Here is a 24,957-nt window from a genome sequence, read left to right on the forward strand (position 1 = left end):
CTCAGCGGCGTCCGTCGTAGGGGCGGCCCGCGCGTTCCCGGCCGCGCCGCAGATCGGCGCGGAGCAGCCGGGCCAGCGGGTCCAGCAGGCGCCGCGCCAGCTCGTCCAGGTCGACGGCGGGCTCCTGCGGCACTCCCGCCGACCGGTCCGCACCGGTACCGGCGGCCGCCCTCGGTTGCGGGGGTGCGGAGGCCGACCGCTGCCGTCCCCCCGGGGGTACGGCCGTCACCGGCGGCCCCGCGGGGGTCGCATCCCGCTGGAGGACCGGTGCCGCCGGGCCCCCGACGGGCGCCGGACGGACGGCGCGGACCACGGGTACGGGCGGACCGGACGCGGCGGGGGGAGCGGGCCGGTCCTGGAGCGCGGCGGCCTGCGCGTCGGTCAGGGGCAGCGCGGACGGGCGTACGGCGTCGTGCTCGCCGGCCCCGGCCCGCTGGACGAGCGGATGCGGCCGCACGACGGGAACGGCCCGTTGGCTGGGTGCTGCGCTCGCCGGCGGCGAGTGGTACGGGCCTGCCGGCACCGGTGGCGTCGGCCGCGAGGGCTCCCGCACCGCCGCGGCAGGCCGCGGAGCCGGTGCCGGGCCCGGTTCGCGGTGCCAGGTCGCGGCCACGACGGGAGGCCGGGCGGCGGCAGCGGAGGGTGCCCCAAGCCCTTGCGGGACGCGGGTGTTGACGGTGAGCGGACGTGCGGCCAGCAGGGAGAGGGTGCGTGGCGCGGAGGACGTCCCCGACCGCTGGACGGTCAGCGGCTGCCCGCCTACGACACCGGGCGTCCGCGGACCGGCGCCCGGCCCGGGGTCGGGGGCGGCGACGGCTCGGGCGACGACAACCGGCGCCGGCGTGACGCGGCCACCGGCCGCGGCGGCAGGAGGCGCGGAAGACACCACGGGAGCGGAAGAGAAGAGAGGAGCGGAAGAGAATTGACGGGCCGGAGGGAACAGAGGGGCGGCATCGGCGTCTGCCGGCCGCGGGTGTGCCGTGGCCTGCGTCTCGGGCCGCTCCGGGGGCGTCGGCCGCGTGACGACCGGCACTTCCGGCGGGATGGCCGTCGCCGGTGCGGCGGAGGGTGCGGAGTCGGCGAGCGGGGTGCGTTGCCCGGCGTCCGTCACACCGAGCAGAGGGACCGTACCTCCGGCCTGCGGGCCGCCCGGAGGGGCGTCGGCTCGGCGTACCGTGGCCCGCTGCAGCTCGGCACCGGCCGGGCGGGGTGGCTCGGCGGTCGGCGGCAGGGCGGACAGCGGCGCCCCCAGCCCGCCCCGGGCCCGGGGACCGGATGCCCCGGGCCGGTCATCCCGGTGCGCCCGTCGAGCCGGGACCGGCGTGCTCGGCAACCCGGAACCACCGCCCGCCGGGGCTGCCGGGTTGCCGACGCGCGGGTCCGGCACCGACGCGCCGGAGTCCGCCTGCCGCTGCACGACCGGAAGCGCCGGTCCGTCCGTCGGGCGGACATCCCCCGCGAACGGCGTTGCCGTGGCAGGGAGTTCGGCCAGTGGTGTGCCCAGGGGTGACCTGGTGGCCGGTTCCGGCAGCGGTGTGCCCAGGGGTGCCCTGGTGGCCGGTTGGCCCGGGGTTTCGGTGCGCTGGGTTGTCGGGTGGTCGTCGGGGGGCGAGGGCTGGGCGGTGACGGGCGGTTCCGGCAGCGGTGTACGCAGGGGCGCCCGGGTAGCCGGTTGGCCGGGGGTTTCGGTGTGCTGGGTTGTCGGGTGGTCGGGGGGCACGGGCCTGGCGGTGAGGGGGAGTTCCGGCAGCGGTGTGCCCAGGGGCGTCCTGGTGGCCGGTTGGCCGGGGGGCTCCGCTCGTTGGACTGTCAGGCTGATGTCGGCGGCCACGGGCGCGGTGCTGGCGGTAGGTTCCGGCAGCGGCGTGTCCAGGGCTGCCGCAGGCGCCGGCTGTCCGGGGGATCCGGCGCGCTGGAGCGACGGCGCGGACGTCACAGGCGGTGTGGCCGGTGCCGTTGGTGTGGTCTGCGGGGCGGTCCCCGTCGAGGCCGCCGTGGGCGCCGTCTCCGAGGCCCTCTCGGGTGCCGCCGGGGCGGAGCCGGGGCGGGGGGCGGGCCGTAGCGCCGCGATCCGGCGTACCGGTCCGGTCGTCCGCCGGGCCACGGTCAGTGCGGGGCCCAGCGCACGGGGACGCACCGGCACGGTGCTCGTGGGGCGGGCTCCGGCGGACCCGGGCTCACCTGCCGTTGACGGGGGCGGGGCCACTCCACCCGAGGGGGTACGGCCCGTCCTGTCCGTGCTCCGGGTGCGGGCGGGGTCACGGCGGCCGAGCGGAGCGCGGTCCGGTCCGCCGGGTGCCGTGCGGTGCCCGGCCTCGTCGGCCGGGTCGTGCCGGACCACGGCGACCCGTCGTACCAGCGGGATCTCCGGTGCGACGGCCGGGTCCCCGGCCGGGGCGGGCCGGACCGCCTGGTCACCGGCCCCCGCCGCGGACCGCTGAACCGGTGCCGGGGTGCCACGGCTCGGCGATGTCCCGGCCGGCCGCGGGCGCGCAGGCGCCGCGGTGGTCCCGGTCGGTCCGGAGGGGGCGCTTGCCCGCCCGGCGTCCGGGCCGGCGTCCGGGCTCCCGGTACGGCGGTCGCCGGTTAGCGGGGTGGCGGGGCCGGCCTCGGCGGCCTCCCCGGTGTCCGGCCGTGGCACCCGCAGCAGCAGCGGGCCGCCGTCGGCGTGGTCGGCGCGCGGCGTCGCCGGGCCGGTGACCCCGTGGATCAGTCCCACCGGCGCGGACGGCAGCAGCGCGTGGCCGAGACCGGTGTCGAAGGACGGGTCCTGCCAGGACGCGAGGCCCGAGCGGAAGGCGAGCCCGTCGCTGACGCCCAGCGGAGCGCGCGCCACGGTCAGGGCCGGCGGCGGGGTGCGGCGCCAGCCGCCGTCCCAGTCGCCCGGCACCGACGCCTCGGCGGCAGGGGGAGCCGCCGGGCCCGCCGGGCCCGCCGGACCCGGCACGGACCGGTCGGCCGCCCCGCGCGCGGGTGCCCCCGCGGACCGGGTGCCGGACCGGCGGCGCCGTGTGTCCCGCCACGCCATGGAACTCAACCGCCTTCGTTGATACGGGTGTTGATGCGGGCGATCTCGGTCACCCAGTGCTGCCGCTCGGCATGGGTGAGGTCGAGGATCTCCTCGCGGGGCCAGTGGAAGTGGTAGGCGATGTACGCGATCTCCTCCCGCAGCCGGGGGAGCGCGTACGTCACGATTCCCCCAGGCGCCCACCCGAGAGGTCGACCTCGAAGGCGCCCTCGCAGTGCGGGCAGGTCACCGCCGCGCGGGTGTGCCCCTCGCTGTTGACGCGACGGTAGAAGTCCTGGAGGAAGGCCACATCGGTGGCGTACATCCGTTCCACGATCCCCGCGTGCACATCGGTGATGGTGCCGAGCCGGGTGATCACCTGGCTCAGCAGCACCACGCTCAGGTAGGCGGGGTTCTCCTTGACCCGCAGGTCGATCTGCGGCCGGAGCTCGTCGCGGGCGGTCGCCAGGCGCATCGCGCCCTGCCGGTGTACCGCGCCCGCCTCGTCCACGTACCCGCGCGGCAGCTCGAACTCGAACTCCGTGCGCAGCCCGGATGCCTGGGGGGCCGCGGGGCGGGCGGCGGGTGCCGGCGGCTGCTCGGCCGCCGGGGCGGGTGCCGTCGCCTCCAGGATCTCCTCCAGGCTGCCCGCCGTGACCGTACGACGCCTCATTCGACGACGATCTCCTCGAACACGATCGTGACGGACTCGGTGGCCGGTGAGGACTCGCCCGCCTTGAGGGAGGGCCCCTCCCACTTGGAGGCCCAGCCGTTCATCAGCTGGATACGGCGGACCGTGTCCCCCTTGGAGTCCTTGATCTCGATGGTGAGGTTCTGCCGTGCCGTGTCGACGGCGCCGTTGTTGAGGGTCTCCTTGATCCACTTGGTGAACTCGCTGCTCTTGTCGAGACCCCGGGTGATCGTGATCTCGCCGGCGCGGCGGGGCCCCGGCTGCTTGCGGATGATCTGCTTGCCCCGCGAGCTGACCTGCTTGACCTCGACGACCTCCTCCTCGACGGTCAGTCCGCTGATCTCCTGGACGGACTCGACCATGTACCCGCCGAGCTGCACGCCGAAGACGTGGGTGGAAAGAGCATCGCCCTCTGCCATGACTGTCTGTCACCTTTCCTTGGCCGACCCGCGGGTCACTCGTCGATGAGGCTGGTGCTGTCGGAGAACTGGGCCAGCCGGAACACCACGAACTCGGCGGGCTTGACGGGGGAGACGCCGATCTCGCAGATGACACGGCCCTGGTCGATGGACGTCTGCGGGTTGTTGTCGCGGTCGCACTTCACGTAGAACGCCTCTTCGGCCGTGCGGCCGAAGAGCGCGCCCCGGCGCCATTCCTCGGTGAGGAACGCGGTGACGTTGCGCCGGATGCTCGACCACAGCCGGTCGTCGTTCGGCTCGAACACCACCCACTGGGTGCCCAACAGGATGGACTCCTCAAGGTAGTTGAAGAGCCGCCGGACGTTCAGGTAGCGCCAGGCCGGGTCGGAGGACAGGGTGCGGGCGCCCCACACCCGGATACCGCGGCCCGGGAAGGCGCGCACGCAGTTCACGCCGATCGGGTTGAGCAGGTCCTGCTCGCCCTTGCTGAGCCGGATCTCCAGGTCCACCGCGCCCCGGACCACCTCGTTGGCGGGCGCCTTGTGCACACCGCGCTCGGCGTCGCTGCGCGCCCACACACCCGCGACGTGACCGCTCGGCGGGACGGTGGTGTTGCGGCCGGCCGCCGGGTCGAAGACCCGCACCCACGGGTAGTAGAGGGCGGCGTACCGGGAGTCGTAACCGGCCTCGTCGTTGCGCCAGTTGCGCACCTGCTGCGCGGTGAGCCCGGGCGGGGTGTCCAGCACGGCCACCCGGTCGCCCATCTGCTCGCAGTGCGAGATCACCGCGAGCTGGACCGTGCGCACGCCCTCGGCGTCGATGTCGCCCCGCTGGTGGGCGCCCATCAGGTCCGGCACCGCGACCATGGTGATCTCGTCGATGGCCTCCAGGCCGGCGAACCCGGTCCGGGCGGCGGCGTCACCGACGTACTCGGCCGGATCGAGCCGCGACACCTCCGCCGGGCCGGTCACCGCGGGCGAGGCGGGAGCGTCGGGCAGGGCCACGGTCTGGCTCTCGGGCCGCGTCTGGGCGGCGCCGCGCTGCTCGGTGACCTCGATCAGCCGGGAGGCGCGGACCTGGGTGACCACATAGCCCTTGACGCTCTTGCGGGTGGAGACGTCGTAGGTCTCGGCCACCTGGTCGCCCTGGCGGACCAGCAGCCGGAAGCGGTCCTCGGGCGGGTTCTCGCCGTCCGGGTCGGCGATCTCCACCGACACCGACGAGGTACCGGGCCGGGCCGCGACCAGGAACCCGCCGAGGGACACCGGCTCGGCCGCCCGGGACCCGCCGGAGTCGTGTCCGCGGTCCGCCGGGGCGGGGGAGGAGCCCGCGCCGGGGCCGCCGATCCGCACGATGTAGGCCGCGCCGCCGCCGTTGGAGAAGTAGCCGTACACGGCGTGCGCGAGGTAGGTGCCCTCGGTGAAGCCGCCGAACAGCTGCGTGTACTGGTCCCAGGTGGTGACCAGCGTCGGTTCGTGGAAGGGGCCGGCCGGGGCGAACCCGACGAACGCGGCGACGGCGGTGCCGACCCCCTCGATCGGACGGGCACCGGACTGCACCTCCTCCACGTACACGCCCGGGGTGAGGTACGTCGGCATGCTCGCTCCTTCGGGTTCCATCGGGTCACCTGCGTCGATGCCGAGTCTCCGAGGCACCCCGGGCCCCGCGACAGGGGCGGGCGTACCTGGCCGGGGGCAACCACACTGCCTTTTGGTACGGTCGCCCGGACCGTCCGGGCGCCTCGCCGGGCGGCCCCCGGCTGCCCGTGCGGTCCTGGACACCGCACCGTGACGCACGGTCCACCGGAGGGCCGCGACGGATGGGGAAGGGGCCCCGCTCAGCCCTCGGCGAGCAGCTCCCGTGCCCACGGTCCGAACTCGCTCTCCAGGACCAGCCGGCCGAGTTTGCGGTACTCCTGGACCACGGCCGTCACCAGCTGCCGCATGGTGAGCGGTTCCCCGGACTCCGCCGCGAGGTAGGCGGCGGTCACCGCGCAGGCCCGGATGGAGCCGCCGGCCAGTTCGAAACGGTCGGCGCAGAAACGGAGATCGAGGCCGGGCGCGCGCGGCAGCCGGCCGCCCAGGCAGCGTTCCCACAGGGCGAGCCGGTGGGCGGCGTCGGGCACGGGGAACTCCGCCACCACGTCCAGCCGCCGCGTGAACGCCTCGTCCAGGTTGGCCCGCAGATTGGTGGTCAGCACGGCGATCCCGTCGAAGGACTCCATGCGTTGCAGCAGGTACGCCGACTCGATGTTGGCGTGCCGGTCGTGCGCGTCCTTGACCTCCGAGCGCTTCCCGAAGATCGCGTCGGCCTCGTCGAAGAGCAGCACCGCGTTGACCGCGGACGCCTCGGTGAAGATCCGCTCCAGGTTCTTCTCGGTCTCCCCGACGTACTTGTCGACCACCGTGGACAGGTCGACCACATACAGATCCATGCCGAGATCCGCCGCGACGACCTCCGCGGACATCGTCTTGCCGGTGCCCGACTCGCCGGCGAACAGCGCGATCACCCCTCGCCCCCGGCCGCCGCCCGGCCGCATCCGCCACTGCCCGAGCACCTGCTCGCGGTGGCGGGCGCGCACGGCGAGTTCCCGCAGCCTGCGCTGGACCTGCGGGGGCAGTACCAGGTCGTCCCAGCCGACGCCCGGCTCCACCCTGCGGGCCAGCCGGGCCAGGCCCGCGCCGTTCTGGGCCCGTACGGCCCAGCGCAGCTCGTCCGGACCGACCGGGCGGCCCGCCAGCGCGGCACCGCGCACCGCCGCCTCGGCGGCGCGGCGCAGCTGCCCTCCGTCGAGGCGGTGCGCGGCGACCGCCCGGGCGAGCGCGTCGGTGTCACCGTGCGCCGAGTCCCCGGCGCCGGCCAGGGCGAGGGCGTGCCGCCAGCGTGCGGCCTGCCGCGCGGGGGCGGGCGGGGCCACCGGCAGGACGACCGGGGTGTCGTCCGCCCATGCCGGGTCCCAGCCGGCCGTACCGTACGTGAACAGGGGGGTGCCGCGCAGCGCCGTACAGAACTCCCGCAGCGCACGGGCCTGTTCGGCGGGTTCCGGGGGCAGCGCCTCCAGCGGGCCGAGGACGGCCCCCGCACCCGTCAGCCGGGCCTCCAGCGCGGTGACCCGGGCGAGCGCGGGGATGTCGCCGGGGCGCCGGGTGAGTGCCGCCGCGTCCAGGACCAGCGACGGCAGTCCGGCCGCGCGCAGGGCCGCGACGGCGAGGCCCGGCGCGTCACCGCCCCGGTCGAGCAGATGCACCAGGCCCGGCCCGGAGCGGGCCGCCGAAGCCGCCCTGCCGACCTCGTCCGCCTCCGCCGTGGGGTCGTCCCCGGTTTCGCCGAGCACTCCCGCGAGCCGGGCGTCGGGCTCCGTCCCGCCCAGCAGATGCGCGGTCACCCGGTCCGGCACCGTCAGCGCCCGCGACAGCGGCGGCCGGTGCGGCTCGGTGACCTCCACCAGGCCTCCGGCGACCAGCGGCGAGCCCGGGGAGAGACGGAAGCGTGCGGCCGACGCCGGCGGGAGCCCGCACAGCTCCAGAGCCAGCCCGACGGTGGGCCGGCGGCGCGTCAGATCGTCGTTGAGATAGCCGTACAGCCGCTCGAACCGCGCGTCCAGATCCGGGGCCAGCGCGACCAGCAGCAGATCCGTGTCCAGCGGCGACAGACCGAACCGCGCGGCGAGGGCGCCGAGCACGGACCCCGGCGGCGGGGGCAACGGCTCGTACCCCGGCACCTCCAGCCCGCCCCGCTCGTCCAGGATCCGTGCCACGGCCTCGGGTGTGAGGTACTGCCCCCGGTAGGGATCGTCCGGGTCCGGGTCGGTGGCGCGCCGGGCCGCCACCGCTTGCCGCACCCGCTCCTCGACCAGGCGCAGCCGCGTCCACAGGGGATCCCCGCCGGCGGGAGGGCCGGTGCCGGCGCGGGGGCGGTGGACGGTGTCGGCGGTGCCGGTGTCGGCGGTGTACGTCACGGCTGGCGGTCTCCTCGACGGCGGCGGGCGGGGGCCGGGCGCCGCTCGCGCGGACCGGCGAAGCCGTCCGCGCCCGGGTCGCTCACGCCCTCGTACCGCAGCCTGCGCCCCGGCACCGGATCCCCGTGCTGCCGCAGGTCCGTCCCGCGCACCACGAGCCCTTCGGTGACCGGCGGCGCGGCGGCCCTGGTCACCCCCGCGAGCGGCGCCCGGACCCGCACCCCGAGCGACGCCTTCAGCTCTCCGCCGAGCGCCGACCACACATCGGAGGCGGCCGGCGCGTCCAGCGCTGCCCCGGCGGTCTCCAGCCCGACGGTCAGACCGAGTTCGGCCAGCGAGCCCGTGAGCAGCCGTTCCGGCAGCGCCTCGGCGGCCACCAGAGTGGCCAGCACCTGCGACAGCAGCCGGTGTTCGTCCTGCGGGCGGCTCGCCCACGCCGTGACCAGGTAGGTCAGCTCGAACCAGCGGGGCGGGGTGCGCCGTGCCACCACGTGACCGTCCGCGTCGTACACCTCACCGGCTCCGCTGCCGCGCCGGCCCGGGTCCTCCCGGATGTCGTAGAGGAAGGCGCAGACGGTGGGCGCGTTGCGGCGGGCCGCCCAGTCGCGGGTGGGCGCGTCGAAGACGATCTCGACCCCGGACGCCTCAAGGCCGGACTCGCCCAGCAGGCCGCGCAGCGCCTCGTCGACCTCGTGGATCACCGGCGGGTCACCTCGTCGGGCGGCTGCACGCTGCCGTTCACCACCAGGAATCCGGTCTTCACGGGCGAGAATCCCGGGCCGCGCGCGGTGATGGTCCGCGGACCCGTCTGGTCCTTGGCGAGGATGAGCAACTGGCCGATGAACGTGCCGTCCGGCTGGGGCACGGTCGGCGCCGCGGCCGCCGTGATCCCCGGCTTCCAGGAGAACCGCACCGGGACGCCCGGCGGGAAGTCCTCGCCGCGCACCGAGGTGACGAATCCGGGCCTGCCGATCGGCGGTACGGCGACGATCCGCGGCTGCAGGATCCGCAGGGTCGTGCGCGCCCTGTTGTCCCCCGGGTCGGCGTCCGTCCCGGTGGTGGTGAGGACGCCGGTGGCACGTGCGGTGAGCGCGTGGTCGGGGGCGAGCACCACCCGTACGACGGTGGAGGCGCCCGGTGCCAGGTCCGGCAGCGCGCACACCCAGCCGGTGTCGCAGCCGGGCGGCGGCCCGCCGCCCGGGATTCCGGCGGGCAGCCCGATCCGCAGCCGCAGCCCGGTGGCCAGCGCGTTGCGTCCGTTGCGGACGGTGTACGTCACCACCACGCGCCCGCCGACATAGCCCGGGTCGGGCTGGGCGGTGACCCGGACACCGGGCCCGGCCTCGGGCGCGGGCGGCGTCGGCACCGGCCGGGGAGTGGGCGGGGTCGGGCGCGGGTGCGGCGGGGTCGGGGACGGGCGGGGGTGCGGCGGGGCGGCCGGGCGCACCGGCACCACGGTGCGGGCGGTGTTGTCGTCCGGCTCGGGGTCGATCACGCTGCCGGTGACGGACCAGTCCACCGGCTGGTCGCCCACGGTCCGCCCGGTCAGGGTCACGGTCAGCGGCACGGTCGCGCCGGGCGGCACCACCCCGATGTCGCACTGGAGGGAGGCGGCGTCGCAGGTACCGCCCGGGCGGCGGATCCGGGTGACGGCCACGCCGGCCGGCGGGGCGATGGTCAGCCGGGTGCCGGGCGAGGCGGCGGGGCCGTTGTTGACGACGTCGACGCGGATCGCCGTGGCGGTGCCGACGGTGACGGCGGCCGCCGTGCCCGGCGCGTGCACCGCCAGGTTCACCGACTGCTGGACGCCGGGCTCCTTCTGGCGTCCCGGCAGCTCCGTGGTGAGCGGGGACAGATGGCCGGTGGCGACGTTCAGCAGGTACAGGTTCTCAGGGCAGTTGACGGGCAGGTCGGTGCGGGCGCTGAAGACGATCCCGGTGCCGTCCGACGTCCAGGCGGCGTCGCGGGGCTGGTGCGGGCCGGTGACCGAGGTGTCGGGCAGCTCCCGGTGGCAGGCGTCGGCGCTGCCCCGGGCAGGCGCGGGCAGCACGGCCCGGCAGTCGTCGCCGGACACGGAGGTGACCAGGAGCCCGTTGTGCTCGTCGATCCGGCCGCCGCCGTTCTTCCGGTTGAAGGCGATCGAGCGCCCGTCCGGTGAGAACGCGGGACTGTCGTCGATGACCGCGCAGGTGCCCGGGCAGATCCGCGCGCTCAGATCGCGCTGCCGGTCCAGGGCGTTCACCGGCACGGTCCAGATGTGCTTGTTGCCGCCGCCCCCGTCGATCACCTCGTTGCGGGTGAAGGCGAGGACGGTGCCGTCGGAGGACCAGGTGGGCTGGGCGTCGCCGCCCGCCTGCTGCCCGGCCGGCGGCACGATCTCGTGGACGATCGCGCCGGTGGCGGCGTCGGCGATCAGGATGCGGCCGGGACCGGAGGCGGATCCGGCCCCGCCCGGTGAAGTCCGCGTGAACGCGAGGTACTTGCCGTCGGGCGAGAACGTGGGGTCGGTGTCCCAGTCCTTCGGCCCGCGTCCGGCCAGCGGCATCGGCGCCGGGTCCGAGCCGTCGGCGTCCACCGTCCAGATCCGCTCGATCCGCCCGGCGGGACCGTCCTCGAACCGGGTCACCACGATGCGGCGGCCGTCGGGCGTGTAGTTCTGCCGCTCGGTCCACGGGTCGTACCCGGCGGCCGGGTTGAACAGCGGATCCCTGGCCGGATCGGTGTTGGTGTCGGCCGCCGGGTCCTCCTTCAGGACGGTCAGCCCGAGGTCGCGCGGGTCGGCGCCGTCCATGCGGGCGTCCTGCAGGGTCACCGTGTGCGGGCCCGCCGCCGAGGTGCGGTCCACCACCACCTGGCCGCCGTTCAGCGGGCCCAGCCAGGTGGGCGAGCCGACCGCGCGGTCCTCGCTGAGCACCAGCTGCGGGGTGTCCGCGGCATGGGCCCGCACCCGGAACACATGGTCCCAGTCGCCCTCGCAGCCGCAGGTGCGGTCCGGGCTCAGGAACAGCAGCTCGTCCCCGCCGGGCAGCCAGGCCGCCCCGCGGGTCCGCCACTGTGCCTGCGCGCCCGCCAGCAGCGGCTGGTCGCCGGCCGTCGCGCCGGTCACCCGCAGCCGTGGGCCCGTCGCCCCGTCGGCGGTGAAGGTGTACGCGATGAGGTCCCGGTGCGCCGGGTCGTTCACGGGATTCCACACGGGTTCCGCCGCCGTGCCGCCGAGCGCGCCGGTGACCCGGGTGGCCGTACCACCGGCCAGCGGGCGTACGTAGATCTGCTGCCCGAGCGCCGGATCGCCGTCGCCGGCGTACGCCAGCCGGGTGCCGTCCGGGGAGACGGTCGGGCTGATCTCGTCGTACGGGGTGTCCGTCAGCCGGGTCGGCCCCGTGCCGTCGGTGCGCACCAGCCACAGGTCGCGCTGCTTCTTCCCGTGCGGGCCGCCCGGCTCGGCCGAGTCGAACACCACCGCCCTGCCGTCCGGGGTCAGCCGCGGGTGCGCCGCGTCCCGGCCGCTGGTCAGCTTGCGCACCGAACCGTCGGGGGCCCGCAGATAGATCTGCGGGCGCTTGTCGTCGCGGCGGCTCGCGAACACCAGCGCATCGCCCTGTGCCGACGGCTGGACGTCGTAGTGCGCCGGGCCCGCACCGAACAGCGGCTTGCTGGAGGTGGTGGTGGCGACCCGGCCGAGACTGCGGTGTCCGGTGCCCGCGTAGGCGATCCGGGTGGCGGGGGCGGCGGCCGCGCGTGGCGCCGGGGCCGCGCTGCCCGGCCCCGAGGCCGCCGTCACCGCGAGCAGGGGAACCAGCAGGAGCAACGACGCGCCGAATCTCCCCAGCCGGGGCCGCCCGCCGGGGCCAGCGGTGCCGTTCACGGTCCACCTCGCAGTCTCGGAACACCAGGGTCGCCCCGCCACTGTGCGCCGGCTCGCGCGGCGCACGTCAGGGCGGCGGGGCCGTGCCCGGGGGAAGCGCGGGGTGCGCTTTCGGGCAGCGGCCGGGGCCGGGCCGTCCGCGCGGCGGCCGGCGCCCCGGGCCGGGCAGCCGCCGTACGGTCCCCGGGGACCTCAGATCAGCCCGTTGCGCAGCGCGTAGCCGACCGCGTGTGCCCGGTTGCGCAGCTGGAGCCGTGTGGTGATCTCATGCAGCACGTTCTTGACGGTCCGTTCGGAATAGGCGGTCTTCTGCGCGATCTCCGAGGTGTCGAACCCCTCCGACACCAGGCGCAGCATGTCCGCCTCGCGTGCGGTCAGCGTGGACAGGGCCAGAGCGCGCGGATCGAGCGCCGAGCGCTGGAGGCCGCCCACATGGCTCAGTAACTTGCCGAGCAGATCACCGGGGAGCATTCCCTCGCCGTTGGCCAGGGCGAGCACAAGGTGGAGCAGCCGGTCCTGGTCCGCATCGGCGCGCCGCAGCACGGCCGCGACCCCGCACTCGATGACCCGTTGCAGCGCGGCCGACTCGAACGTGCCGACCACGAGGCCGGTGCGGGTGGCGCCGTTGTGCTGCAACCGCCGCAGCAGGGCCATCACCTCGTCGTCCACGGCGTCGACGACGACGAGCGACGCCCGCGCCCGGTCCGCCTCGGCGTCGGTGACCAGCTCCACCTCGGGGCGCTGGCGCACCTGGTGGACGACGCCGATGCGCAGCACGGGATCCTGCGCGTAGACGGCCACGGTCACCCGGTGCGGACGGCCGGCGGGGGCGGTACCACGGGGTGTGCCGGTGGTGCTGAGAGCGTTCTCTCTTGTGGAGTGGGACATGGCGTGTTCCTGATTCATGAGGGGGATCGGAGACGGGCGGCGGGACGGGCCGGGGACGGCGGAGAGCGGCCGGCGCCGCCGGCCGGTGGGCCGCGCGCGGCGGCGGGTGCGGTCAACTGCCCCGCCGATCGGCCGGGCCGGCGTTGACCGCGCGGGGCATACCGACTGCCCGGGTGTTGCCCTCGCACCTCTCGTGACGGCGCGGCCCGGCTTCTACGGTCGTGGCGTGACGCCATCTGCAGCCTCTTCCGGACCCGGAGCGCCCGGTCTCGACATCCCCGCCGTGACGGTGACGCCGGGCGGCACCGCCTCGACCAGCCTGACCGTCCGCAACGACAGCGACATCGTCGAGGCGTACACCCTGGAGGTCGTCGGCGACTGCAAGGCCTGGGCCGGCGTGGAACCCGAGCGGGTCTCCCTCTACCCCGGCACATCCGAGACGGTGACCATCCGCCTGGACCCGCCGCGCTCCCCCGAAGTCCGGGCGGGCGACGTGCCGCTGGGCATCCGGGTGCTGCCGGCCGAGCACCCCGAAGCGGTCACCGTGCCCGAGACCACGGTGCACATCGAGGAATTCCGCGAACTGCGGGCGGAGTTGCTCCCGCGCCGGCGGCGCGGCTGGCTGCGGGGCCGCTACCGGCTGGCGGTGCGCAACGAGGGCAACTCCCCGGCCCGGGTGGTCTTCACGCCGGAGCAGCCGGGCGAGGAGCTGCGGTTCGGGTTCACCCCCGGGGAGCTGAAGCTGGAGCCCGGTGAATCGGCGGAGGCCCGGCTGCGGGTGCGCACCGGCAAGCCGGTCTGGTTCGGCAGGCCCGCCGTCTGGCCGTTCACCGTGCGCCCCACCGACACGGCGGCGGAGGGCGCCGAGCGGCCCGAGGCTTTCGTACGGCCGCCGCTGGAGGCCGAGTTCGTCCAGATCCCGGTCTTCCCGAAGTGGCTGCTGGCCGCGCTCGCGGCCCTGCTCGCGCTGGTGCTGGCCTGGTTCGCGCTGGTGCGCCCGGCGGTGCGCAGTGCCGCCAGGCAGGCCGCCGACGAGGCGGTCCAGCCGCGCCCCACCCCCGGCGGACCGAACGGGCAGGCCCCGGGGGCCGGCTCCGGCAACGGAACCGGCACCGGCGCGGGTTCCCGGCCGGGCGGACAGGGCACGGGCGTCGCGCCGGACACCGGCGGCGGGGGATCCGGCGGGGACGGCGACGGCCGGCCCGGGACCGGCCAGCAGAGCTCGGCCACCATCGACGTACAGACGTCGGGAGGCGGGAACAAGACCGGGACGTATGTGGTGCCGGCGGGCAAGGTCTTCGGTGTGACGGACATCGTCGTCGCGAACTTCCAGGGCGACGAGGGCGTCATGACCATCACGTTCGGCCAGCGGAAGATCACCACGATCGCCCTGGAGACCTTCCGCAACCAGGACTACCACTGGGTCACTCCCATCAAGATCCCTGAGGGTGCCGACGTCACCGTGAACGTGACGTGTGCGAAGCCGGGTACGCCGGCGACCGGCCGGCAGGCGCAGCAGTGTCATGAGGTCCTGAACGTGAGTGGTGTGCTCAGCGACACGAAGCGGTGAGACAGGGTTCTTCGAACATCGTTCGCCGCGTGGGGCCCAAGGGGAAGAGGAGACTCCCAATCCGTCCGAAACCGACGGGCCGCCGGGCGTAACCCGGCTTGTTCGTGACCGCGTCCGCACGACGGGGCGGGGCGGCGGGCCGTCGCGGGCCAAGAATGCTTCAAATCCGCGACCGCCGGTCCGCATTCCGGACGGAAGCGGCGTGCGCCGGTCAGCCGTCCGTGCGCGGAGCGTGGGCGCCCGGCCCGGCGCCGTCCACGATGCGTGGCGTCCGGCCCGGCCGCGACGGCCTGACGAGCGGGGATCCGGGGCCCGGGCGGGCGGCGTTCCGGCCGGGCGGGCGGCTTGAATCCTTCCTTGTTGCGCCGTGGGGGCGTCGTCATACTCATCGACGCTTGGCATGGGCACGCCCTCTCGGTGTTCGGCGTCCCGTGCCGCATTCCTCCGGCCCCGGCCCGCGCAACGGGCGGGGCAACCCCCACTGGAGGCTCTCCATGACGCAACGTCGCACGGTCCTCGCCCCCTGCGCTCTCACCGGCCTGAGCGTGCTGGCCCTCACCGCGAGCGCGCTGGTGCTCCCCGGCGCCGGAGCGGCCGCCGCCGCCCCCGCCGCTCCCTCCGCCGTCCGCGCCGAGGCCGCCGCCGCCCTCGCCGCCCGGCTCGGCGACCGGGCCGCCGGCTCCTACTACGACACCGCGGCCCACCACTTCGTCGTCAACCTCACCGACCCGTCCGCCGCGGCCCGGGTGCGCGGCACCGGAGCGGTCCCCAGAACGGTGCGCTACTCCACCGCCCAACTCCGCTCGGCCATGGCCGCCTTGACCCGCCGGGCCCGGATCGCGGGGACCGCGTGGGCGATCGACCCCCGCCAGGACAAGGTCGTCGTGACCGTCGACCCGACGGTCACCGGGACCGACCGAGCCCGGCTCGACACCGTGACGGGCGCGCTGGGCGACAAGGTCGTCGTACGCCGGGCGGCCTCCGCGTTCAGGCCGCTGCTCGCGGGCGGTGACGCCATCTGGGGCAGCGGCGTGCGCTGCTCGCTGGGCTTCAACGTGACCGTGAACGGCTCCCCGTACTTCCTCACCGCCGGGCACTGCGGCAACGCCTCCGCCGACTGGTCCGACACGCAGGGCGGCGGTGAGATCGGCCGGACCGTCGACTCGCAGTTCCCCGGCACCGACTACGCGCTGGTCCAGTACGACGACCCGGGCGGCGACGAGCCGAGCGCCGTCGACCTCTACGACGGCGGCACCCAGCAGATCACCCACGCCGCCGACGCCTACGTGGGCGAACAGGTCCAGCGCAGCGGCAGCACCACGGGCGTCCAGGGCGGCACGGTCACCGGCGTGGACGCGACCGTGAACTACGAGGAGGGCTCGGTCTCCGGGCTCATCGACACCGATGTGTGCGCCGAACCCGGCGACAGCGGCGGCGCCCTGTTCGACGGGGACGCGGCGATCGGACTGACCTCCGGCGGCAGCGGTGACTGCACCTCCGGCGGGGAGACGTTCTTCCAGCCGGTGCCGGCCGCGCTGAGCGCGGAGGGCGCCACCCTTCCGTGACCGGTACCAGGCCCGGCTGAAGCGGCTCCGGGCCACCGCCCGGAGCCGGCACCCTCACCTCCCGGTGTCAGCCCTTGCCGGAACCCAGGGTCAGGCCGCCGACGAACTGGCGCTGGAGCGCGAAGTAGACCACCAGGGTGGGGATCGCGGTCAGCAGGGAGCCCGCCGCGACCAGGTTGGGGTCGGTGAAGTACTGGCCGGAGAGGTTGTTCAGCGCCGAGGTGACCGGCATGTTCTGGCCGGTCGAGATCAGCACCAGCGCCCAGAAGAAGTCGTTGTAGATCCAGATCGACAGCAGGGTCGCCAGTGCCGCCATCGCCGGCTTGCACAGCGGCAGGGTGATCTGCCAGTACAGCCGCCACACCGAGGCGCCGTCGACCAGCGCGGCCTCCGTCAGCTCCTGCGGCAGCGAGCGCATGTAGTTGCTCAGCACGAACGCGCAGAACCCCGACTGGAACGCGACATGGATGAGGACCAGGCCGAGCGCGGCGTCGTACAGCTTGCCGCTCTGCGTGATCCCCGGCAGGTTCGTCAGCAGGTACAGCCGGTACAGCGGGGTGATGATGACCTGCTGCGGCAGCAGGTTGCCGGCCGTGAAGACCAGCAGGAGGGCCAGGTTGAGGCGGAAGTCGAACCGGGCGACGCAGAACGCCACGCAGGAGGACAGGAACAGCGTCAGCAGCACGGCCGGCACCGCGATGACCAGCGTGTTGCCGAAGTAGTGCAGCATGTCCGACTGTTTGAACGCGTTCGTGAAATTCTCGAACGTCAGCTTGTCCGGCCAGGAGACATAGCCCTTGGCGCTGGTCTCGCTGTACGGCCGCAGGGCCGAGAAGACCGCCCACAGCAGGGGCGCCAGCCACGCCAGCGCCGTGCCCGCGAGGAAGACGTGCAGCAGGACGCGGGCCGGGCGGATCGGGGCGCGCCGCTTCAGCGGCGCCGCGACGGTGGTGCTGCTCATGCGCGCCGCTCCTTCCGGAAGGTGGCGATCAGGTAGGGGATGATCACCGCGAGGGAGATCACCAGCAGGACGACGGCGATGGCGGAGCCGTACCCGATGCGGCTGGACTCGCCGATGATGTTGTTGGTGACCAGGATCGACAGCAACTCGGTCCCCTGGGCGCCCTTGTTGAAGACGAAGACCAGGTCGAAGGCGCGCAGCGCCTCGATGATCGTGACGACCAGGACGACCGTGTTGGTCGGGCGCAGGGTCGGGAAGATGACGCTCTTGAACGTCTGCCACTCGTTCGCGCCGTCCAGCGCGGAGGCCTCCCTGAGCGAGGGGTCCACGCTCTTCAGGCCGGCCAGGTAGAGGATCATCATGTAGCCGGTGTGCCGCCAGGACGCGGCGATGAGGACCGCCCACAGGTTGAGGTGCGGGTCGCCGATCCAGTCGATGTAGTGGCCGGGTTCGTTGGCCCCGATGATGCTGTTGATCAGTCCGGTGTCCGGGTTGTAGACCAGCTGCCAGACGAAGCCGATGCAGGCCAGCGAGATGACGACCGGCAGGAAGAACGCGGTCTGGTAGACCCGGCTGAAACGGATCCGCTTGTCCAGTTGCACGGCCAGGAACAGGCCGAAGGGCGTCGGGATCAGGATCAGTACGACGAACCAGATGATGTTGTGCTGGACGGCCGGCCAGAACTGCGGGTTGTCGTTGAGGAGCTGCTTGAAGTTGTCCAGGCCCACCCACTTGATCGAGCTGAACCCGATGCCGTCCCAGGTGGTGAAGGCGAGGAAGACGGAGGCGATGGCGGTGACCCACACCAGGAGCACGTGCAGGATCGTCGGCACGCCCGCCATCAGGGCGAGCGTGAACCGGTCTCGGCGGGTCAGCAGCCGGCGGTGGCCTTGCGTGGCCCGCGTGCGCGCAGGCGAGACGCCCGGGGGCGGCACGGCGGCCGCCTCCGGGGTCTTCGTCGTCGTATCGGTCGTCATCGGGGCACTCACGAGGACGCGAAGATCTGCTTCTTCTGGCGCTCGACGGACGACAGCAGGCTGTCCACGCCCTTGGGGTTCTGGAGGAACTTCTGCAGACCCGGCTGCATCACCGTGGAGGTGAAGTCGGGCCGGGAGTCGCGGTCCATGAACTGGGTCAGGCTCTTGGCGTTGCCGATCATCTCGAACGCCTTCTTCTGCAGCGCCGAGTAGGAGGAGGTGCTCGCCTTGCTGGAGGCGGCCACCACGCTCGGGTCGCCCTTGAGGTACAGCTCCTCGGCCGCCGGGGAGCCCAGGTACTCCAGCAGCTTCACGACGCCCGCGTGGTTCTTCGGGGACCTGCTGACCATGAAGCCGTCGGTCGGCGCCTCGACCGTGTCCTGGCCGTACGCGGAGTTGATCTCCGGGAAGGGGAAGAAGTCGAGGTCGTCCAGGTCGGCCTTGCTGGTGAACTGCTGGGCCACGAAGGAGCCGAGGAGGTACATGCCGGCCTTCTTCGCGACCAGTGCCTGCGCGGCGTCCTGCCAGGTGCGGCCCATGAAGCCGTCCTGGTGGTAGGGCAGGAGCTCGGCCCAGTGGTCGAAGACGGCCTTCACCTTGGCGTCGGTCCAGGACGCCTTGCCCGCCATCAGCCGGACGTGGAAGTCGTAGCCGTTGAGCCGGAAGTTGATCTGGTCGAAGGTGCCCATCGCCGGCCAGGCGTCCTTGTCGCCGAAGGCGAGCGGGACCAGGCCGTCCTTCTTCATCTGCTTGCACAGCGCGACGAGTTCGTCCCAGGTGGCCGGGACCTTGTAACCGTGCTGCGTAAAGACGCTCTTGCGGTAGAAGACCGCCCAGGGGTACGTCGTCAGCGGCACGAAGTAGTACTTGCCGTCCTCGCCCTTGCTGAGCTTCTTCATCGCGTCCGGGAAGTTGTCCCCGATCTTCGCCCACACGTCGTCGACCGGTGAGGCCAGGCCCTTCGCCGCGAAGAACTGCATGCGGTAGCCGGCGAACCAGTTGAACACGTCGTCCGGGGTGCCCTGCAGATACGAGTTGATCTGCTCCTGGAAGGTGTTGTGGTCCTTCGTGTTCACGTCGACCGTGATGCCGGACTGCTTCTTGAAGGCCGCGTAGACGCTCGCGAACGCTGCCTTCGGCACGGCGTCGGACGCGTTGGAGCCGAGCGTGACGGTCTTCGGGTCGGCGGCGGACCCGCTGCCACCGCAGGCCGACAGCAAGGGTGTTCCGGCCCCGGCGAGCAGCGCGGCACCGCCGGCGGTGCGCAGGACCGAACGGCGGCTGGGGCCCGGGAGGGAGAGACCGGACTGGGAGAGGCGCATGGCGGCTCCTGAGGAATGCAGGGCTCGGTCAAGGGATGAGTTGATCAACGAAAGGTCTTCGAAACCGATCAGAAACCAACTCGACCAAACATCGTGGGCGTAATGACAGCCCCGCGTCCGCTCGGGCGTCAATAGTCCGGATCGCGCTGGGGGGCGTCTTGCTCGAAACGTGACCGGCCCGGCAGGCGCCGCCGACTGGCTGGCCATTTGTACTTACATTCGGACCTGCTTGTGAAATGATGTCTTAACAAAGCATTGACAGCGGGCTCGCCAAGGACTTGGATCGCGTCCCAACGCAACACGTTCCTTCCCCCGTCACGCGCACAGTGAGGTGCAGGAAAGATGGACCGCTCTTCTCCCTCCCGCTCCCGGAGACTGGCCCCCGTCGCGGCGGTGGCCGCCGTGGCAGCCCTGACCCTCGCCGGGTGCGCAAGCGCCCACGGCGGCAAGAAGGCCGAGGAGGCGGCGCAGAACGCCTCGGCGGGCCGGGCCGACACCCCGCGCATGACCGTCGCGCTGGTCACGCACCAGGCACCCGGCGACACCTTCTGGGACACCGTCCGCAAGGGCGCCGAGGCGGCTGCCGCCAAGGACAACGTCAAGCTCGTCTACTCGGCCGACCCCAGCGCCGGCAACCAGGCGAACCTGGTGCAGAACGCCATCGACCAGCACGTCGACGGCATCGCGGTCACCCTGGCCAAGCCGGACGCGATGAAGAACGTCATCGGCAAGGCGGAGCACTCCGGCATCCCGGTGGTGGGCCTGAACTCCGGACTGAGCGACTGGAAGAAGCTGGGCCTGCTGGAGTTCTTCGGGCAGGACGAGAGCGTGGCGGGCGAGGCGTTCGGCGACAAGCTGAACAGCACCGGCGCCAAGAAGGTCGTCTGTGTCATCCAGGAGCAGGGCAACGTCGGCCTCACCCAGCGCTGCGACGGCGTGCGGAAGACGTTCAAGGGCACCACTGAGACGCTGTATGTGAACGGCACCGACATGCCGTCCGTGAAGTCGACCATCACGGCCAAGCTGAAGCAGGACAACTCCATCGACACGGTCGTCACCCTCGGCGCCCCCTACGCCCTCACCGCCACGCAGGCGGTGGGCGACGCGGGCAGCAAGGCCCGGGTGGCCACCTTCGACCTGAACAAGGACCTGGTGAAGGCCGTCCAGAACGGCTCCATCGAGTTCGCCGTCGACCAGCAGCCCTACCTCCAGGGCTACCTCGCGGTCGACGCGCTGTGGCTCTACAAGAACAACGGCAACTACAGCGGCGGCGGGGTCCAGCCGGTGCTCACCGGCCCGGCCTTCGTCGACAAGTCCAATGTCGGCAAGGTCGCCGAGTTCGCCGCGAAGGGGACCCGGTGATGAGCATGGCCCGGCAGGCTGAGCCGGCGGTGACCGCGCCGTCGGGACCCGGTCCGAATGAGACCGACGGCCGTACGGTCCGGCGCCCGCCGGCGCTGCGGCTGCTGGCCCGGCCCGAAGTGGGCGTCTTCCTCGGCGCCGCCGCCGTACTGGTCTTCTTCCTGATCGCCGCGCCCTCGGTCCGCCAGGGCAGCTCCATGGCCACGATCCTCTACCAGTCCTCGACGATCGGGATCATGGCCCTCCCGGTGGCCCTGCTGATGATCGGCGGCGAGTTCGACCTCTCCTCCGGCGTCGCGGTGATCTCCTCGGCGCTGACCGCGAGCATGCTCAGCTACCAGCTGACGCTGAACGTGTGGACCGGCGTGATCGCCGCCCTGGCCGTGTCCCTGGCCATCGGCGCGTTCAACGGCTGGATGGTGGTCAGGACCGGCCTGCCGAGCTTCCTCATCACGCTCGGCACCTTCCTGATCCTGCAGGGCGTGAACCTGGCCGTCACGAAATGGGTCACCGGCAATGTCGCCACCGACGACATCAGCGACATGGACGGCTTCGCCCAGGCGAAGAAGATCTTCGCCTCGTCCTTCGACGTGGGCGGGGTCCAGGTGAAGATCACGATCGTGTGGTGGCTGGTCTTCGCCGCGCTGGCCACCTGGGTGCTGCTGCGCACCAGGTACGGCAACTGGATCTTCGCGGTCGGCGGCAACAAGGAGTCCGCGAGGGCGGTCGGCGTGCCGGTGAACTTCACCAAGATCACACTGTTCATGCTGGTCGGCCTCGGGGCCTGGTTCGTCGGCATGCACCAGCTGTTCTCGTTCAACACCGTGCAGTCCGGCGAGGGCGTGAGCAACGAACTGATCTACATCGCCGCCGCGGTGATCGGCGGCTGTCTGCTCACCGGCGGCTACGGCTCCGCGATCGGCCCGGTCTTCGGGGCGTTCATGTTCGGCATGGTCAACCAGGGCATCGTCTACGCCGGCTGGAACCCCGACTGGTTCAAGGCCTTCCTCGGCGTGATGCTGCTCGGCGCCGTCCTGATCAATCTGTGGGTCCAGCGCACGGCGACCCGGAGGTAAAGCGATGACCGACAACACGACCCGCGGTGCCGTTCTCCAGGACACGCCGCCCGCCGGGGACGGCCCCCTCGTCGAACTGCGCGGGGCGGGCAAGACCTACGGCAACATCCGCGCCCTGCACGGCGTCGACCTCACCGTCCACGCCGGGAACGTGACCTGCGTCCTCGGCGACAACGGCGCCGGCAAGTCCACCCTCATCAAGATCATCTCCGGTCTGCACCAGCACACCGAGGGCGACTTCCTGGTCGACGGCCGGCCGGTCCGCTTCTCCAGCCCGCGCGAGGCCCTCGACAAGGGCATCGCCACCGTCTACCAGGACCTGGCCACCGTCCCGCTGATGCCGGTGTGGCGCAACTTCTTCCTCGGCTCGGAGATGACCCGCGGCCCCTGGCCCGTCCGCCGCCTGGACATCGCCCGCATGAAGGCCACCGCCGACCGGGAACTGCGCAACATGGGCATCGTCCTGGACGACCTGGAACAGCCCATCGGCACCCTCTCCGGCGGCCAGCGCCAGTGCGTGGCCATCGCCCGCGCCGTCTACTTCGGCGCGCGGGTCCTCATCCTGGACGAGCCCACCGCCGCCCTCGGCGTCAAACAGTCCGGCGTGGTCCTGAAGTACATCGCCGCCGCCCGCGACCGCGGCCTCGGCGTCATCTTCATCACCCACAACCCCCACCACGCCTACATGGTCGGCGACCACTTCAGCGTCCTGCGCCTGGGCACCCTGGAACTGTCCGCGGACCGCAGCGAGGTCGGCCTGGAGGAGCTGACCAACCACATGGCCGGCGGCGCCGAACTCGCCGCCCTCAAACACGAACTCGCCCAGGTACGCGGAGTCGACACCGAGGAACTCCCCGAAGAGAGCGACCTGACCGCACCCGTCGCACCCTCCCCGGAAGGAACCCCCTGACCATGGCCACCCCCACCCCGCTGGACCGTATCCGGGTCGGCTCGGCCCCCGACTCCTGGGGCGTCTGGTTCCCCGACGACCCACGGCAGGTGCCCTGGGAACGCTTCCTCGACGAGGTCTCCGAGGCCGGCTACGACTGGATCGAACTCGGCCCCTACGGCTACCTCCCCACCGATCCGGCGCGCCTGCGCGACGAGGTGGCCCGGCGGAACCTGAAGGTCTCGGCGGGCACGGTCTTCACCGGCATGCACCGCGGCCCGTCCGTCTGGGAGGACACCTGGGCGCACGTCAGCCAGGTCGCCGCGCTCACCCGGGCGATGGGCGCCCGGCACCTCGTCGTCATCCCCTCCTTCTGGCGGGACGACAAGACCGCCGAGATCCTGGAGCCGCCGGAGCTGACCGCCGAGCAGTGGGCGCACCTCACCAAGGGCATGGAACGGCTCGGCCACGAGGTCAAGGACACCTACGGCCTGGACATCGTCGTCCACCCGCACGCCGACACCCACATCGACACGGAGGAACACGTCGAACGCTTCCTGGACTCGACCGACTCCGAACTGGTCGGCCTCTGCCTGGACACCGGGCACTACGCCTACTGCGGCGGGGACAGCGTCAAACTCATCGAGACCTACGGCGAGCGCATCGGCTATCTGCACCTCAAGCAGGTCGACCCGGCCGTCCTCGCGGACGTGGTCGCGGGCGGGGTGCCCTTCGGGCCGGCGGTACAGCGCGGCGTGATGTGCGAACCCCCGTCCGGCGTGCCCGAGTTGGGGCCCGTCCTGGAAGCGGCGCAGAAACTCGGCGTGGACCTGTTCGCCATCGTCGAGCAGGACATGTACCCGTGCGAGCCGGACAAACCGCTGCCGATCGCGGTACGGACACGCAGGTTCCTGCGGTCGTGCGGGGCGTGAGGGTTCACCGCCCTCCGGTACGGGAACCAACGGGGGCATGCGGGCGTTCTGGCTGACAACGGGGGACGCCCGCGAAGACGGGAGGACGAGATGGCACACGGTACGGAACCCGGCCCGACGCCCCAGGAAGACGCGGCCGCACTGCGCCGGCTCCGCTTCGGCACCCTGCCCGGGCGGATACGCCCGCAGGACACGGTGGAAACGAAGCCGGCGACCCTGCCGGACCCGGCGCGGGACGCGTACCACGCGGACGAGTGGCTGGTCCGGTACTGCGGCTGAGAGGAGCGGCACGGCGCCCGCACCGGCGGCCGTGCCCGCTCAGAGCTTCATCCGTGTGATGTCCGAGAAGGCCGCCGTCCCCGAGTAGCCGATCAGGAAGCCGACCAGCAGGCCGCCCCAGAAGTCCTCCACCGTGACGAAGGACTGGGCGTCGGACTTCCGCGCCGAGAAGATGATGGCGGCCCCGCTCAGGATGACCGCCAGCATCAGTGCACCGATGACGGGGCCGAGACGGGCCGCCTCCACCAGCGCGCCCGGCGTCTGCGCCTGCTGCAGGGCCCTGCCGACGCTGCCGACGGCACCCCCGGTCACACCGCCCAGCATCACCTTCCACAGCGCGGCCTTGACCGGCACGGTGAAGGAGGTCGTGTTGGAGAAGACCCGCTGGTGAGCGGTGTCCGAAGCACCCCGCTCGGCGGTGCCCTCCGGCGGCTCCATGGTGTAGATGACGGTCAGCTGCAGGTGGTACTTCGCCGGGAGGAAGAAGGGCGTCCTGCGGGTTCCGAGGCGGATGGTCTGGACATCGGTGCAGCCCGGTTCCAGGGCGGCACCCGGTGGCAGGGAGCCGGTGAGGGGGACGCGCTCCGGCTCGGGCTCCTGCGGCTGCGCGGAACGGATGTCGTACACGTTGACCACGGAGTCCCCGGCAGCCTCGACATTGAGGTTCCTCGCCCGTGGGCTGTGCACGTTGACCACCGCACGCGCCTCCGCCTGCACACGCGCGCTCTCCTGTCCCGTCATCAGATCGAGATCGCGGCTGTTCTCGTCGAGGAGGGCCCGCATGACCCCCAGCAGGCGTTCCGTCTGCTCCTGCGCGTCGGCCGGAAGCCTGCTCAGTTCCTGGGTGATCTCAAGGACCCGCCGGTTGCGGCTCTCGATCACCTCTTCCAGCGTGCTGCGCTCGGCCTGGACGCGCCGGTCGCGGCCCGCCTTCCGCGTCTCCGCCTCGGGGGACCGCCAGTGCAGTTGCGTGGGCAGGCTCAACTCCACCGACTTCACCCATACCGGCACGGCGAAGGGGTTCTTGATGTGGAGGTACACGGTGAAGTCCGCGCCCGAGTAGACCTCGGGCACGGACAGGTCGACGGACAGGTCCAGCAGACCGAGTTGGGAGGGCTGCCCGCTCGTGGGTGCTGTCACAGGCGCACCGTAGTGGCTCCGACGCCCTCACCGGACCGCTTTCCCGAAGTCCGGCT

Annotated in this window: 20 protein-coding genes; 7 read left to right on the forward strand and 13 right to left on the reverse strand. The window is 72.9% G+C overall.

The window, feature by feature from the left end:
* Position 1 precedes the first annotated feature (1 nt).
* From ABT171_RS35485 to ABT171_RS35525, 9 genes are all read right to left on the reverse strand, one after another.
* Entirely contained in the window at positions 2–3,028 is a 3,027-nt protein-coding gene (locus ABT171_RS35485) for a hypothetical protein (RefSeq protein ID WP_351250521.1), read from the reverse strand.
* A 5-nt stretch (positions 3,029–3,033) separates the two neighbouring features.
* The gene (locus tag ABT171_RS35490; RefSeq protein WP_351250522.1) at positions 3,034–3,192 is read right to left on the reverse strand and encodes a DUF6760 family protein; all 159 of its coding nucleotides are present in this window, start codon (positions 3,190–3,192) and stop codon (positions 3,034–3,036) included.
* Positions 3,189–3,680, reverse strand: coding sequence for a hypothetical protein (locus ABT171_RS35495; RefSeq protein WP_351250523.1), 492 nt, complete (start codon positions 3,678–3,680; stop codon positions 3,189–3,191). The genes ABT171_RS35490 and ABT171_RS35495 overlap by 4 nt, the downstream gene beginning before the upstream one ends.
* Positions 3,677–4,117, reverse strand: a complete 441-nt coding sequence (locus ABT171_RS35500; RefSeq protein WP_351250524.1) for a phage tail protein — start codon at positions 4,115–4,117, stop codon at positions 3,677–3,679. Before ABT171_RS35500 ends, ABT171_RS35495 begins: the two co-directional genes overlap by 4 nt.
* Positions 4,118–4,152: 35 nt before the next feature.
* The gene (locus ABT171_RS35505) at positions 4,153–5,715 is read right to left on the reverse strand and encodes a phage tail sheath family protein (RefSeq protein WP_351250525.1); all 1,563 of its coding nucleotides are present in this window, start codon (positions 5,713–5,715) and stop codon (positions 4,153–4,155) included.
* Positions 5,716–5,954: 239 nt separating this feature from the next.
* Positions 5,955–8,075 carry an ATP-binding protein gene (locus ABT171_RS35510; protein ID WP_503077827.1) on the reverse strand — a complete coding sequence of 707 codons (2,121 nt, stop codon included), beginning with the start codon at positions 8,073–8,075 and terminating at the stop codon, positions 5,955–5,957.
* A complete protein-coding gene (locus tag ABT171_RS35515) occupies positions 8,072–8,776 on the reverse strand; it encodes a Pvc16 family protein (RefSeq protein WP_351250526.1) in 705 nt (234 codons plus the stop codon). The genes ABT171_RS35510 and ABT171_RS35515 overlap by 4 nt, the downstream gene beginning before the upstream one ends.
* Positions 8,773–11,940 carry a hypothetical protein gene (locus tag ABT171_RS35520; protein ID WP_351250527.1) on the reverse strand — a complete coding sequence of 1,056 codons (3,168 nt, stop codon included), beginning with the start codon at positions 11,938–11,940 and terminating at the stop codon, positions 8,773–8,775. Before ABT171_RS35520 ends, ABT171_RS35515 begins: the two co-directional genes overlap by 4 nt.
* Positions 11,941–12,132: 192 nt before the next feature.
* Complete coding sequence (locus tag ABT171_RS35525; protein ID WP_351250577.1) at positions 12,133–12,828, reverse strand: helix-turn-helix transcriptional regulator; 696 nt, start codon at positions 12,826–12,828, stop codon at positions 12,133–12,135.
* A 226-nt stretch (positions 12,829–13,054) separates the two neighbouring features.
* Between ABT171_RS35525 and ABT171_RS35530 the strand changes: the two genes are divergently transcribed.
* Positions 13,055–14,398 (forward strand): COG1470 family protein, encoded by a 1,344-nt coding sequence (locus ABT171_RS35530; protein WP_351250528.1) that lies wholly within the window; start codon positions 13,055–13,057, stop codon positions 14,396–14,398.
* Between the two features lie 494 nt (positions 14,399–14,892).
* Positions 14,893–15,963, forward strand: a complete 1,071-nt coding sequence (locus tag ABT171_RS35535) for a S1 family peptidase (RefSeq protein ID WP_351250529.1) — start codon at positions 14,893–14,895, stop codon at positions 15,961–15,963.
* A gap of 67 nt (positions 15,964–16,030) precedes the next feature.
* On the opposite strand, the gene ABT171_RS35540 is transcribed toward ABT171_RS35535, so the two are convergent.
* From ABT171_RS35540 to ABT171_RS35550, 3 genes are read right to left on the reverse strand one after another with little or no spacing between them, the layout of a single operon-like run.
* A complete protein-coding gene (locus tag ABT171_RS35540; RefSeq protein ID WP_351250530.1) occupies positions 16,031–16,924 on the reverse strand; it encodes a carbohydrate ABC transporter permease in 894 nt (297 codons plus the stop codon).
* Positions 16,921–17,901, reverse strand: a complete 981-nt coding sequence (locus tag ABT171_RS35545; RefSeq protein WP_351250531.1) for a carbohydrate ABC transporter permease — start codon at positions 17,899–17,901, stop codon at positions 16,921–16,923. The genes ABT171_RS35540 and ABT171_RS35545 overlap by 4 nt, the downstream gene beginning before the upstream one ends.
* 8 nt (positions 17,902–17,909) lie before the next feature.
* Positions 17,910–19,223: an ABC transporter substrate-binding protein gene (locus ABT171_RS35550; protein WP_351250532.1), complete on the reverse strand. Its 1,314-nt coding sequence runs from the start codon at positions 19,221–19,223 to the stop codon at positions 17,910–17,912.
* Positions 19,224–19,565: 342 nt separating this feature from the next.
* Between ABT171_RS35550 and ABT171_RS35555 the strand changes: the two genes are divergently transcribed.
* The 5 genes from ABT171_RS35555 (at position 19,566) to ABT171_RS35575 (ending at position 23,761) form a co-directional block, all read left to right on the forward strand.
* Positions 19,566–20,585, forward strand: a complete 1,020-nt coding sequence (locus tag ABT171_RS35555) for a substrate-binding domain-containing protein (RefSeq protein WP_351250533.1) — start codon at positions 19,566–19,568, stop codon at positions 20,583–20,585.
* A complete protein-coding gene (locus ABT171_RS35560) occupies positions 20,585–21,661 on the forward strand; it encodes an ABC transporter permease (RefSeq protein WP_351250534.1) in 1,077 nt (358 codons plus the stop codon). The genes ABT171_RS35555 and ABT171_RS35560 overlap by 1 nt, the downstream gene beginning before the upstream one ends.
* A 4-nt stretch (positions 21,662–21,665) precedes the next feature.
* The gene (locus ABT171_RS35565; protein ID WP_351250535.1) at positions 21,666–22,571 is read left to right on the forward strand and encodes an ATP-binding cassette domain-containing protein; all 906 of its coding nucleotides are present in this window, start codon (positions 21,666–21,668) and stop codon (positions 22,569–22,571) included.
* Between the two features lie 2 nt (positions 22,572–22,573).
* On the forward strand, positions 22,574–23,482 hold the full coding sequence (locus ABT171_RS35570) for a sugar phosphate isomerase/epimerase family protein (protein ID WP_351250536.1): 909 nt from the start codon (positions 22,574–22,576) through the stop codon (positions 23,480–23,482).
* Positions 23,483–23,572: 90 nt separating this feature from the next.
* Positions 23,573–23,761 carry a hypothetical protein gene (locus tag ABT171_RS35575; protein ID WP_351250537.1) on the forward strand — a complete coding sequence of 63 codons (189 nt, stop codon included), beginning with the start codon at positions 23,573–23,575 and terminating at the stop codon, positions 23,759–23,761.
* Positions 23,762–23,800: 39 nt separating this feature from the next.
* Here ABT171_RS35575 and ABT171_RS35580 read toward each other — a convergent pair whose 3' ends face one another.
* Positions 23,801–24,901 (reverse strand): hypothetical protein, encoded by a 1,101-nt coding sequence (locus tag ABT171_RS35580; RefSeq protein ID WP_351250538.1) that lies wholly within the window; start codon positions 24,899–24,901, stop codon positions 23,801–23,803.
* Between the last annotated feature and the right edge of the window lie 56 nt (positions 24,902–24,957).

The sequence above is a fragment of the Streptomyces sp. NPDC001851 genome, from assembly GCF_040297165.1.
Lineage (GTDB): Bacteria > Actinomycetota > Actinomycetes > Streptomycetales > Streptomycetaceae > Streptomyces.